General features: G+C 52.7%; 9 protein-coding genes. 2 read left to right on the top strand and 7 right to left on the bottom strand.

Translation table 11 applies throughout. The annotated features are described in order from the left end of the window. The 5 genes from FHX15_RS21940 to FHX15_RS21920 are packed head-to-tail and all read right to left on the bottom strand — an operon-like array spanning position 1 to position 4,729. Positions 1-1,044, bottom strand: a complete 1,044-nt coding sequence (locus FHX15_RS21940; RefSeq protein WP_184400479.1) for a polysaccharide pyruvyl transferase family protein — start codon at positions 1,042-1,044, stop codon at positions 1-3. Continuing rightward, the gene (locus FHX15_RS21935; RefSeq protein WP_184400478.1) at positions 1,044-2,492 is read right to left on the bottom strand and encodes an oligosaccharide flippase family protein; all 1,449 of its coding nucleotides are present in this window, start codon (positions 2,490-2,492) and stop codon (positions 1,044-1,046) included. Before FHX15_RS21935 ends, FHX15_RS21940 begins: the two co-directional genes overlap by 1 nt. Before the next feature lie 10 nt (positions 2,493-2,502). After that, a complete protein-coding gene (locus FHX15_RS21930) occupies positions 2,503-3,444 on the bottom strand; it encodes a glycosyltransferase family 2 protein (protein WP_184400477.1) in 942 nt (313 codons plus the stop codon). Next, positions 3,441-3,878 (bottom strand): acyltransferase, encoded by a 438-nt coding sequence (locus FHX15_RS21925; protein ID WP_113208088.1) that lies wholly within the window; start codon positions 3,876-3,878, stop codon positions 3,441-3,443. Before FHX15_RS21925 ends, FHX15_RS21930 begins: the two co-directional genes overlap by 4 nt. Further along, positions 3,878-4,729 (bottom strand): glycosyltransferase family 2 protein, encoded by an 852-nt coding sequence (locus FHX15_RS21920; protein ID WP_184400476.1) that lies wholly within the window; start codon positions 4,727-4,729, stop codon positions 3,878-3,880. The genes FHX15_RS21925 and FHX15_RS21920 overlap by 1 nt, the downstream gene beginning before the upstream one ends. Before the next feature lie 424 nt (positions 4,730-5,153). Between FHX15_RS21920 and FHX15_RS21915 the strand changes: the two genes are divergently transcribed. Further along, the gene (locus FHX15_RS21915; RefSeq protein WP_184400475.1) at positions 5,154-6,083 is read left to right on the top strand and encodes a hypothetical protein; all 930 of its coding nucleotides are present in this window, start codon (positions 5,154-5,156) and stop codon (positions 6,081-6,083) included. A gap of 248 nt (positions 6,084-6,331) precedes the next feature. Here the strand turns inward: FHX15_RS21915 and FHX15_RS21910 are convergent, their stop codons facing one another. Next, positions 6,332-8,668: a calcium-binding protein gene (locus FHX15_RS21910; RefSeq protein ID WP_184400474.1), complete on the bottom strand. Its 2,337-nt coding sequence runs from the start codon at positions 8,666-8,668 to the stop codon at positions 6,332-6,334. Positions 8,669-9,293: 625 nt separating this feature from the next. Here FHX15_RS21910 and FHX15_RS21905 point away from each other — a divergent pair. Then, a complete protein-coding gene (locus tag FHX15_RS21905; protein ID WP_184400473.1) occupies positions 9,294-10,610 on the top strand; it encodes a UDP-glucose dehydrogenase family protein in 1,317 nt (438 codons plus the stop codon). Between the two features lie 486 nt (positions 10,611-11,096). Here FHX15_RS21905 and FHX15_RS21900 read toward each other — a convergent pair. Continuing rightward, positions 11,097-12,968, bottom strand: a 1,872-nt coding sequence (locus FHX15_RS21900) for a calcium-binding protein (RefSeq protein ID WP_184400472.1), incomplete at its 5' end; no start/stop codon positions are given.

Below are 12,968 nucleotides of genomic sequence, written 5' to 3'. Positions count from 1 at the left end.
TCATCCCAAACTGATTGTGGCACCCGTAACTTCTTCGAAGCGAGCAACGAGACGGTCTCGAGCGGTGTAGAATTTGGCGTCGCTACTCAAAAAGGACGGTTCCTTGGCAATTCGGTTAAGTTCAGCCGCGGTTTTTTCGAGAGCCACATGGTCCCAGCGCTTTCGCAATGGGCTTAAGAGCGTTGATTTCATGCTGGGCGCTACAAGGCGCTTGTAAAAGCCGTGGCCGAGATTTCGCCTCGTTGTCCACCAAGGCTTGATCCGCAACCGCTCATGCGCCTCGTAGTGTGCAATTGCATTCTCCATAGTGGGTAACGAAAGCGCAAAATTCTGTTTGTACAGTGGCAGTGTCGCATTTCGCCAAAATTGGACGGCGGAACTGGCCGGAAGCGGGATCGCATTGTAGGGCATGCCAAGTGAAGCTGTCCAATCGAGCCACTTGAACGTGTTGATCTCCGATGAAGTTTGGACCGGTATCCAAGGCACGCGGAGAGTATCAGCCACTATCGCTCCGTGCATCGCATCCGCGATGACCAGGCGGGCGGTTCTTATTCGTTCAATGACACGCTTACTTTCTTCCCGTGGGCTGAGATATTCAATGCCGGCTAGACGACAAGAAGCCTCCAACTGACTGTCATCGATCGCCTTATGATGAGGAATGAAGAGTGTTCCCCTTCGCTCATCGACGGGCAAAGGTTTCCCCTCAGGGAGTAGGCTGAGAAGCGCTGCTCCATCGGTAATTGCGTAACGGTCATCCAATCCCAGCACCTTTGCCGAAAGCGGTCCTCTTACGCAGCCAATTGTCCAACCCTTTGAATTGAAGTTTGGCGGGCGGGGTCCATACCCAACGCCACTCGTGAATATGACCCAGTTGGAAGCGACTGGCATCGTCTGATCTATGAGAGTCCCGATCCCGCAAAAAAGAGTTTCAGCGCTCTCGTCAAACACGCCAGGCGCCAGCCGGTCCCACAGCCATTCATTTATGTCATCGCCGAAATTACCTTTCGGATCTTTATAGTAATGTAGTTTGAAGTGACGGGACATTATATCTTTCCGATCTTGCGCTGGATGAGTCTGATTGTCGCAGCCGCATTTCCGCTCCAGAAGCCCAGGTATTCTCCCAGGCCAACGACCAGTAGATAGGTCAAAGCCGCCGCTCCAATCTCAACAATGAGAACGATAAGGTTGTTGCGATTACCGATATTTTGCATCGCATACAGTGCGGCGAACATTGCCGCAGTCGCGACAAGCGGACCGATTGATTTTCGCAGGACATCTTGAAAACCGACATCCATGTCACGCTTCAAGATATAGAGATATACTAGAGAGAAGAGATAAACGCGCGTGACGTGAATAAGAATTACCGTGGGTAAGTTGAACTGGGTAGATATCGCGACTGTCACCGACGTAAACACCAGTTGCATCACGGATTGATTTCGGAGGATATCCGTATTTTTCGTAGCAATAATTGAAGGCGCGAAAATATTGTTTATGGGGAGCGCGAAAGCGCTCAGACACAAATACCCCAATATCCAACCTGAATCTCCCCATTTCTGCCCTAACATTACAACCATGATTTGGGTGCTGAACACTGACGCACCCACAAATAGCGGGAAGCAAATTAATGAAAGTACGCTGATATAATCGAGGACCGAGCCTTTGATTTCTTTGTAGTTCCGTAACCTTGTAAAGGAACTGACGGCGACCGTTGTGATTGGTTGGACCACAAACTGCAGGAGCAGATCAAAGAGTCTCCACGCGATCCTGAGGTTTCCGAGCGCCACGACCCCCAAGAAATGCCCAACGAACAGGTCGATTATTCGTCCGTTTGCCATTCCGATCATGTTCGAGCTCGACACATTGAAGCCAGCGCGAGCTAAATTACGAACATAGCGAGTGTTAGGAAGGACGAACCCTGGCTTCCAACGAAGATACAATATAAGTGCAAGCGAGTTTATAGCCGTGAATATTAGCTTTTGTGCGACCAAGGCATAGTACCCGAATCCCCAATACGCTAGGGTGATCGAAGCCAGCCCACTTAAAAAAGTAGCGCTTATATTTCGGACGGCAATTCCCCGGTATTCGAGCCTGCGACGCAGGTGATATTCATGTATGATCGCGACATTTTGTATAATCGGTATCGGAGCAAGGAGAAATAATATAGTTTCAACGCGCATATCGTCATATAAATACGGAGACGCGACGCCCAATATTACGATCGCAAGAGTAAGTCCGAAGCCGATCGCGATCAGGAGCCAAAAGGAGCTCGCTATGTGTTCTTCCGAAGTATCCGCGTGTTGCAGCAGTGCTTCGACCTGTCCAAAGCGTGCTATGACCGTAAATAGATCGACAACGGCTGCAGCCAACGCGACAATGCCGAAGTCTGAAGCCTGTAGCTGATAAGCCAGGAATAAAAATGTTCCGGTGGATATGAGCTGCTGTCCCCAGTTCGCAGCAAAACTCCACGCCGACGCTTTGAGCACTGAAGCCACGACATAATTCCTAAGGTTGCAACCGAATAGTCCGAAGGAGATTTCGGCGAAGCACCTGGGTAAGCGCCAGAGCCACATTCGGCGAACGTAAAGCAATCCTGGTTGCTGCGAGTGGCTCGCGACGATATATCGCCGCTCGAGCTTCCATGAGGTCAGCGAACCGCCTTAGATATGCCGATTTTCGGTCAAGCGAGCGTTGCGAACTTTTTGAAAGCCGTTCCAAGTTCCCCGCTTTGAAATTTTCAGTCATGATTGCCATCGACCGCAAATTTGAAAACGCTGAACGGCTGAGAGAGGTTGGCCGACGGCGGTAAAGATATCCATCGTAACCCAGGGCCCGGCAGCGCGCGCCCTCCGTTAGTAGATTTGCATAAAAGAGAAAGTCTTCGCCGACGCGTACTGACGGGTCGAAGCGTAGCCCGGTGGCTGAGAGCCATGTTCGGCTTATCATCGGCTTCATGTATCCAGGTCGCAGAAAGCCGTCCAGCCTTGAATCCTCGCGGAAGAAGAGCTCAGGGGTTAGATTAATGACGCTTCCACTTGGCAAAAACGAAAAACCTGAGAATAAGTGAGGTCCGTCGGGAAAGGTTCGAACGCTTTGATTATCGATGATCATATCGCAGGGGTATTCGTGCGTGGCGGTCACCAGTTTCTCGATTCGATCTGTCGCATATAGATCGTCCGCGTCGAGGAGAGTAATCCAATCTCCCGTCGCATTTTCGATGCCGCTGTTCCGCGCGACGGATGGTCCAGAATTATGACCGAGGAATATCGGAACCAATCGATCATCGGTTTTTGCCAGTGCAGTAATAATGTCTCTCGATGCGTCAGTCGATGCATCGTCGACAATTATGCACTCAATGTCCTCGTAAGTCTGCGATAGGACTGACGCGACCGCCTGGCGGAGAAATTGCTCGGCGTTGTAACAGGGAATAACAACGGAAACTCTCATGTCACCCTGTCCTTGAACCGCCCAAACTTGAGCACTTCAATGCCGGTCTTGATCACTTTCGCTGGATTACCAGCGACCGCACTTCCAGGTGGCACACTTTTCGTAACCACGCTGCCGGCGCCAATCACGCTGCCATCACCAATCGTCACTCCTGGCAGAATGATGCTTCGTGCGCCAATGAAGCAATTCCGTCCGACACGTGTATCCACCTTGAGTGCCCGCGACATATCGTGTGCGAGAATCGCTGCGTCAAATGCGATGTAGGTCCCCTCGCCTATGTGGATCCCTCGAGGATGCGTCTTGTCTAACCGCGCACTGAGCGACATGACAACTGTGGGATGGATATCCATTCCCCAGACTTTTGTCAGATACAAACGTTTACAACCAACAAGAAAACGTTGAAGTTTGATAAACTTGTTTAACGAGCGCGCCATCAACGACCCTTGCGTGAATTCACGATATTGGATAATGCAAACAGGTAGGTCCTGGGTGTCATCTGTCTTTTCAAGATCAACCATAGCCCGACCGCCAGCTTACGAACCAAAGCCGCGACCCAAGCACTATTCCCGCTCGCATTATTCGAAATGGCCCTCAACGCGCCAGGATAATACTTCCCGCGCAGCCGCTTGTCCGGGTCGCGGTGACCGACGACGGCGCCATCAACAAAGAGAGTTTCCCTTGCCTGCCGAAAAGCGCGGAGTGCGTAGTCAGTATCCTCTCCACCCGCCAGTTGAGCGCCAACGCCTAGATCTGGATCGAAGCCACCAACAAGGGTAGCGAGACGTCCCCGTACGAAAATCGTATTGGACGATGCCCTTGAAATTACAGTTTGCAAGCTTGGACGAAAGCCCACTAGCTCGGTCGGATTATTATTAGGAGCCGAGCTGTAGCGACAAAACCAAAAATCGAGCTGTGGGTTTGCCTCGAAAGCACGCGAAATCATTGTAAGCGTTCCTTGAGGATACCAACAATCGTCGTCGGGGAATCCCACAATGTCATCCGCGGATATAGCGGAGCCCGCCGCTTCAGGGCCGAGTAGTATGTTGCGGGCATTAGATAGTGACACCCTCGTTTCGGTGTTCATCCATCGAATCCAAGATGGAAATGTTTCACGAAGCGCCTTTAATTCATCAGCATTGCAGCGCTGAGCCAGAACAAAGAGAACGGGTTCGATATGTGGTGCAGATGCCGACCAAGCCTGCACCGAGTGTATCATTCGCGTCAATTCTGAACTGCGTCCCGACTGCATATCGCTTGTCGATATGAGGATGAACCGTTGCTTCAAATGAATCTCCAGCTATGTCATTGCAGTTTTCTAGGTCTAAAGCTGTTTCGACCGCCTAAGGCTATGTTGCGGTGCAACTAAGACCAAATCGTCTGCGCGTGTCAATCGCACATCCGATTTTTGACGTGTCGCCCACCGGTGGCGGGGGCCGTCGTTGGATGTCGAAATCAGCAAATGAGCAGGCAAGACGATGTCAGGATGGTGAGCTTCGATTGTTATCGAACAGAATGACTGAACCTTCTTCCCCCTTGCTCGCGTTGACGGTGCAGGCGACGGGCGTAGGCTGCGTCATAAGTTCGGCCATTGCACAGTCCAACGACGTCACTGCATCTTCTGTTTTTGCCACCGGAGTGGGGGCGGGATATATCGGGTCCTTGATATTTGCGCCTCTACAAATTCACAACATTGGCTCCCGGAGGTCTGAGTGTACAATACCTTTCTTGCTACCTCAAATACGTTTCTTACATGCTTCCTGCTCTTGTTTTATGGAAGATACATTTCCGATAGCTGGATATTTTCCCTGTTGAGTAACGTGCAGACTCAAGCAGGAATGATTATCGCGATAGTATCCCTTTTCTTTCTTTGTATTTTTCGAAATCTGATTTCGATTGGAATATTATTCGCCTCGATATCATTGACGGTCCTCGGCAATATAAGCGACGCCCGATTAACAACCTTGCCGGGCGAAAGTATTGACCATATTCGCGTTTTGTACGCAGAGACCGTGTATGCCGCAAATCTCAAAAATCGCGGAGGAATACAAAACGTTGTAAGCGACTTGAACCCAGATGTTGCTATTTTTCGCATTGGAAGGGAAGAGCAGGCTTGCACTGATCAGCAGGATACAATTATCGGTTACAACTCGACCTGCAGAGAGGGATACTTAGTGCTTTCTAAGCTAGCGATGGTCATTAAGTCCGAAGAACCTCTAAGCCCTATACAGTCTTTTCGCGCGATACGACTGGAATTCGGCTTAGCCGCCAGCGTCGCGGACCTCTACCTTGTTGATCTATCAAAGCCGTGGTTTGACGATTTCCAAATGTTTGAATTGTATAACCTGTCTAAGCTGGTTCGGAAGAGATCAAAAAACGCTCTTATAATTGGGAATTTTAACGCAAATCTTACATCCGCTAACATTCATAGATTTGTCATTGGAAACAATCTCGATGTCCCGATTACCGCACCGGACCTGTACGACAGGATAGTGAATTCCATTGTAGGAACGACCCGATTTGCTTTAACCCGAGGGGACGTGATTTGGCAACCGCTCCACGTTTCTAATATTCACGGGATCAGGGCTCTGGCAGGCGAGTTAGTGTTCGCTAAGCGGCCAATCGCGCCGTTATCCCCCTGATGGAAGGAGTTATCGCCGTCTTCGACGCCTGATCCTCAATTTCGCTTCTGGTGGTGGATTGGCGGCTATAGGTTCTGACATGCACCCCCATTTAGGCCAGCGGGCGTTGGAATTTGCCGGGTTAAGGCTCAATTCGACTGGGGTGTCGAAGAACCATTCAAAGAGCGAAATCTGCACCTTGTTGCCGATTGACAGCGGCGGGGCTTCCGGGAAACTTGATATCTCAGGTGTTCCTTTCGTCCGACGGATCAAAGCAACAAGACACTATCGATATCGAAGAAGGCTTTTGCGGTGGGCAGATTAACTACAAGTTGGGGTTCATCGCCCCCAACGCCGTCACTATCGTAGTAGAGCTTTCCAGCGTTATTATCGTACACGATTTGCGGATGCGAACTCGTGGAGTTAGTGCCAAACGAAAAGGCACCCTCGTCGATCAAGCCGTCGCCGTTCCCATCGAGGCCCCGGAAATAACTAGCTTCTAAAGCAATCCGATCATCGCGATCAAAGTCCCAAATGCTATCGGCGTTCGCTGGTCCGGCTTCAGCAAATACGAAAGTATCTGCTCCGCCTTTGCCGTAGATCCTGTCGTTTCCGAGTCCAGAGACGATCGTGTTTGTGTTTGAGTTTCCAGTCAGAAGGTTACCAGAGGCATTGCCGAATATGGTTGCCACACCTGCGCTCTCCTGAAGGCGAATATTTTCAATCTGATTTAGTCCTCGAATATCGACTCCCAACGACGCCCAAATTGTGTCGTTTCCACCGTCGGCGCCTTCAGCAAACTGGTCCAACGCGCTGTTGAATATATACGAGTCGTCACCCTCAGAACCGTGAAAGATGTCTGCCCCCGGCGAACCTGTCAGCCAGTCGCTCGCCGAGGTGCCATATTGATCAACCTTGACATATTCGAATTGCGGTAGCGCCTCCGAGAGTTTCACTTGCAGATTGGCTGGAGTGAAAGAGCTGGAAAGCACGTTGTCCAACACAGCCAGCGTCGTCCAATCTTCAAGGGCGAGGACTTGGACAGCAGTGTCTGTTCCTAATTGAATCACCCTTAGGTGCCCTTCAGCAATGTAGTCCCCGCTATCCCACCCTAGCCGCAAGCCCAACACAGAGACATCAATTACATCCCCATCACTGCCGGTTTTGAATCCGGTAATAACGTCCCCGCCCTCTTTAAGCTCATTGTAGGCGAATCGATCTCGGCCTGCTCCACCGTCTAAGAAGTCGGCTTGCTGGCCGCCCCAGAGATAGTCATCGCCGTCCATGCCATAGAGCAGATCCACCCCTTTTCCGCCCAGCATCTTATCGTTGGAAGTCGTCCCGGCAATAACGTCGTTATCGCCGATGACATTTTGCTTAATAACAGTATTAACAAAAGAAACGCGGCTAGGCGAAACTGTATATCCCTTGCCGTAACTCTCAAAACTACTGTCCTTAACAAGGTTCCCTTGCGGATCCCCGCTGACTATGAAGCTGTAGTTAACGGTTTCTCGAAGAACTAACTTGGAGACCAGGGAGTTTTTCCCATCCCCATCCCCATACTCATAGAACTGAACGCCGTAAGCGTTGCCAGCGCCGGCGCTGTCAAGAAAAGCATTGCCGATGCCCCGAAGATCTCCAAACATACGGGAGTCAAACGCGAGTGAGTCGGAATAGATACCGTTTCGGCTCTCGGAGTGGAAATCGAATGCCGCTTTAGCTGCATCATATACAACCGAATTTCTGGCGACCAGTCCGATGTCGGCTCCATAGTTTGATGGCGAGCTAGCGTTTGGAGCAGTTCCGGTGGTGTGAACTAATACACCATGTGCCACATGTTCAGCGAATAGGCCATTGATCGATGTACCAAGCGAGGTCGCGGACTGGATAGCTGAATAGAGATTGGTGCCTGCAACATCGACTGCGCTCGCATTCACGTTATTTATGAAAGCGACACCGTTTGAGGCATCTGAAACGGTGACGTCGCTGATAGACGTGTCGGTCAAGGAACGCACGCGGATAAGGGCTGGTCCTAGCTCGGTGAACGACGACTGGTTCCCAGAGACGTGACCGTTCAGCAACGAAAAATGCCCCTCAGAGTACAGAGCGGCTCTAACATTGGCGATATAGGACTCACGGTCGACTAGCGCTCCCCGCAAGGTAACCGTATTGCCGTCGATCCCGATCACCTCAGCGGCCTGGCCGAGGTTCGTGAAGCGACCGTTATCGCCGGCATCGATATGGTCCCCCGGCAGCGGAGTGTCAGACGTTATTTTAAGCCAGCTCCCAGCCCTAATCCCCTCAGGTAGCTGGCTATAGGTAAGCGTCGTATTTCCAGAAGGATCCAAGCCAAGTTTTACGTCATAAAGTGGTTTTTCAATGCCATAAACATCGATGACGCTGAAATTGCCAGTTGCTTTTAGCGATCCTCCGTTGAGATCGATTGTGATGTCGCTGGCATCGACGTGTGTAACAATTGGAGAGGTCACCGCTATGTTAGCGTTTTTCGGAAGGACGACTGTTCCTCCCGCTGTTAATCCGCCAATCGCTTTCGCGATATCTTTATCGGTGGCGTTCTCCGGTAGGTAGATCCGATCCGTCATCATGTGGCCTCGCTATGCGCCGCGCAATCTGCATCAGTGCACGCGACTTCCCGTTTCGAGAAATTTAACAATTTTTGGTAGATATGCCTAGAGGGTGAATGGACCGGTTTTGCGCTCTGCCGACTTTAGTCCAAAGCCAGAGCCTCGTGGGGGGGGGTGCCGAAAATCGGCGGGGTAGATATGCCTTGTGAAGAAGCAGCTGGTTAAAAAGGTCGGGGTCGGGGAGCTTGTAGGACCTATCAGCGCGCATTTAAGGCCGGCTTTGGCTGGCTCTCGTGAGATCCGTGAATGTGGTGTACTTCTCGGCTTGACATGTTGTTCTTCCGCGCTCTAATGCTTGGCATCATTGCCTATGAGGCAGCTGATCCTTGATCTTCAACTGCGATTGGTTTTCAGGCGAAACGTACCTTCGTGATCCCGGACAGGAAGCTGTTGCTGCGGACTGCAATCCTCCCCCTCGGAACATATGGTCAGACTGCCGAAGTTCCGGCGTTGTCCTGTCCAGCGAACACGATAATATCGCATTGTGGATGAGTTGCTCAAAGGCGCAAAAATGTCGTTAAGGCTTGATTTGTTGCGTTGCAACATATAGCCCCAATTGAAGCAATTTTTAACTGGAGACGACTTCATGCGTATCGTTATGATTGGTTCGGGCTACGTTGGCCTCGTTTCAGGTGCCTGCTTTGCCGATTTCGGTCACCACGTAACCTGCGTCGATAAATCTGAAGCCAAGATCAACGCGCTCGAAGCGGGCGAAGTGCCGATCTACGAGCCCGGACTGGAATCGATCATTCAGCAGAACCGCGGCGCCGGTCGTCTGGATTTCTCGAAGAATCTCGCCCCCTCCGTCGGTGAGGCAGATGTCGTATTCATCGCTGTCGGCACGCCATCGCGTCGTGGCGATGGCCATGCGGACCTGACCTATGTTTACGCAGCGGCGCGTGAAATCGCTGCCGCTGTCCAGGGCTTTACGGTGATCGTGACGAAATCCACAGTTCCCGTCGGCACCGGTGATGAGATCGAACGGATTTTCCGCGACGAGTTTCCGGACAAAGATATTGCAGTCGTTTCCAACCCCGAATTTTTGCGGGAAGGAGCTGCCATCACCGATTTCAAACGTCCTGATCGGATTGTGATCGGCACCGAGGATCCGCGCGCCATCGAGGTCATGCGCGAGGTCTACCGCCCGCTCTACCTCAATGAAGCACCGCTCTATTTCTGCGAACGGCGCACCTCAGAACTGATCAAGTATGCCGCGAACGCTTTTCTTGCGATGAAAATCACCTTCATCAACGAGATTGCCGACCTTTCGGAAAAAATCGGTGCCGATGTCCAGAAGGTTGCCAAGGGGATCGGCATGGATAAGCGCATCGGTGACAAATTCCTACATGCCGGCCCCGGCTATGGCGGTTCATGCTTCCCGAAGGATACGCTGGCACTCGTCAAGACCGCGCAAGATTTTGACAGTCCGGTCCGTCTGATCGAGACCACCGTCGCGATCAACGACAACCGCAAGCGCGCTATGGGCCGTAAAGTCATCACTGCCTGCGACGGTGACGTACGTGGAAAGAAGATTGCCGTACTCGGCCTCACCTTCAAACCGAACACTGATGACATGCGCGACGCCCCGTCGATCACCATTATTCAGGCACTGCTCGATGGCGGTGCAACGGTACATGCCTATGACCCGGAAGGCATGGATGCGGCCAAGGAAATGCTCGGCCCCGTCACCTATGGCAAGGACCCTTATGAGATCGCTGCCGATGCCGACGCCATCGTCATCGTCACGGAGTGGGAGGAGTTTCGCGCCCTCGATCTCAAGCGCCTCAAGGCCATTATGAAATCTCCGGTCATTGTCGATCTTCGGAACATTTATCCAAGCAACGAAGTGGCCAAACACGGCTTCGGCTACTTCGCCATCGGGAAGAAGCCCGAGAAACGATAAAAATAACACTCTCGCCTCGAGTTTCGGCCTTGTGGACCAGGCCGGAACTCGCGCTGACTATGAGTTAGTGGGGCGGGGAGATGCGATTGTGCAGTCAAGAAACTCTCGCCATCGCCTGCATCCAGCCGTTTTAGTATATCGACCCAATGCGCCCCGCAAGAGACGAAACGCCTGCGCCAGGCTGCATTGCGTCAGCCCTAGTCCGCTTCGAATCATCGGGCCAACTTTGTCGGAATTGCCGTTGAGCATCCTCAAGCCGTTCAGGAACGGCCTCGATCATATCGACGTTTCTGTGCCCAGGCTGGGCGCAGACAGAGGAACAACTCTCAGTTCGTGAATGTGTTACCGCATTTTCCTGCGACAGGAGGCGCCCCGCCCGTGGCCTTGTTTTGTATCGAGGTCCCAGCAAAGCTTACCCCCGCATCGCGACCTGCGCAGGTTGCCAAAGTCGGTCTGCGCATTCGCCGCTTGTGGTGGTGCTCAATTTCAAAGGAACAGGAAGTCGTCGTGATGAAGCGTCGCCAGATTGGAAAGCGTCCCAATCTGTACAGCCGCACCGCGTCCGCTTCCGTCCCCATCGTAGAAGAGCTTTCCGGTCGCCTGGTCGTATATCAACCTATCATTCGCATCCAAAGCCTTGGTGCCAGTTACGAAATTCGCGGCGGAAAAATTCGCTGGATCGATAGCGGTGAAAATCTGGTGGTTGAGCGCAATTTTGTCGCCGGCGCTTTCCGAAAAATCTTCGATCTTGTCGATGTTGTTGTAAGCATTGGGTTTAAGGTCGAAGACGAAAGTGTCGGCTCCAGCCCCGCCATTCAGGATATCGTTGCCGTTGCCGCCGATCAGCTGGTCGTTCCCAGTGCCGCCCGACAGCACGTTGCCTCCACTGTTGCCGGTCAGCACATTGTTTTCACCATTGCCGATGGCATTGATCGCTGACGAGCCTGTGAGCGTCAGATTTTCGACTGTGCCGAGCGCATTCGCTAGATTGTAGGATATGGACGCATTGATGGTGTCGATGCCGCTGCCGTCTCTTTCATCGACGATGTCGCCCGCCGAACCCACCTTGTAGGTGTCGCTGCCACCCCCCCCGATCATTCGGTCTCCGCCTCCGCCGCCATTGAGGATATTGTTTCCCGAATTGCCGATGAGGATGTTGTCCATGACGCTTCCGGTCGCATCGATGTTTGCCGAGCCGAGCAACGTCAGATTTTCAACGTGGCCCGTCACGTGGTCCTTGTCCGCCAGGCTGAAGGAGATGGTGGACTTGACGGTATCATTGCCCGCGCCGCCATATTCCACCACCACATCACCCGAGTTATCGACCAAATAGGTGTCGTCACCCTTGGCCCCGGTCATGCGGTCCGGGCCTGCACCGCCATCCAGCACGTTGGCTCCGTTGTTGCCGACGAGAGTATTGGCGAGTTCATTGCCAGTCGCGTTGATGTTGGCGTTGCCCGTCAGCGTCAGGTTCTCGATGGCGCCGATCGCGTGCGCCGAATCCGCCAAGCTGAAGCTGATCGACGATAGGACGGTATCGGTTCCTCCGCCCCGGCTCTCATCGACGACGTCGAGAGGGGAGGTGATGGTGAAAGTGTCGTCACCGGTGCTGCCGTAGAAGTGGTGGGGGTCTGGCGCGATGGCTCCGCCTGTTGTTCCGGTTCCCCCTGCACCCGTCGCTCCCGCTATATTGATGATGATCGGATGGTCGATCACATCGACATTGAGGGAGGATATGTTGCTGAAGCTTTTTACCGGTTGGTCGCCCGTCAGCGGATCATAGACCTGAACCGTACCGAAGGCGCCGCCGAGACTGACGTTGACATTCGTCGCTGACGCCTGGATCGCCGTGTCCGATGTCTGGTTCCAGATATCCGGCTCGTTCCAGATGATGATCTGGTAGCTACCATCCGATTTTTCCGTCAGGTAGCTCCGTGCCGTCGACGGCAGCCCGCTGATCGAATAGTTCAGTGCGCCCGGATTGAAGGTCGCCTGCGTCGCCCCGTTATCGGCGAGAATTTCCGTTAGATTGTGAATTGCTGTTGCGGCCGGCTTCGGAGAGTAGTCCAGCCGGAACAGCCCGAAATGTTTTTCCTGGTCGGAGCCCTGTGGATCTGCGTAAGCATCGAGAAGCTGGTAGATGAAGGTGTCCTTCGATCCGAGAAAGGCGCCGTCCATAAATGTGTTGAGAAGCAGTTTTGCCTGCGTCGTCTCGTCGACGCCTTCCCATCCGCCGTTGGTATCGGCCGTCAGCGACGTGTGATAGCCGGTCTCGGTGATCGTCAGCGGCTTGCCGGTGTCGGCGCTCATCTGATCGCTGGATTCGCGTTGCAGCCAGGAAAAGGGCTGATCGCCCTC

It is taken from the genome of Rhizobium sp. BK650, from assembly GCF_014195325.1.
Lineage (GTDB): Bacteria > Pseudomonadota > Alphaproteobacteria > Rhizobiales > Rhizobiaceae > Rhizobium.
The sequence above is the reverse complement of the archived record's forward strand: the minus strand, read 5'-3'. Positions and strand labels throughout refer to the sequence as shown.

What these genes read in the sequence shown, in the direction of transcription:
- FHX15_RS21925 (WP_113208088.1), bottom strand. Translation starts at nt 3,878, where the DNA reads ATGGCGCGCTCGTTAAACAAGTTTATCAAACTTCAACGTTTTCTTGTT.
- FHX15_RS21910 (WP_184400474.1), bottom strand. Translation starts at nt 8,668, where the DNA reads ATGATGACGGATCGGATCTACCTACCGGAGAACGCCACCGATAAAGAT.
- FHX15_RS21940 (WP_184400479.1), bottom strand. Translation starts at nt 1,044, where the DNA reads ATGTCCCGTCACTTCAAACTACATTACTATAAAGATCCGAAAGGTAAT.
- FHX15_RS21930 (WP_184400477.1), bottom strand. Translation starts at nt 3,444, where the DNA reads ATGAGAGTTTCCGTTGTTATTCCCTGTTACAACGCCGAGCAATTTCTC.
- FHX15_RS21905 (WP_184400473.1), top strand. Translation starts at nt 9,294, where the DNA reads ATGCGTATCGTTATGATTGGTTCGGGCTACGTTGGCCTCGTTTCAGGT.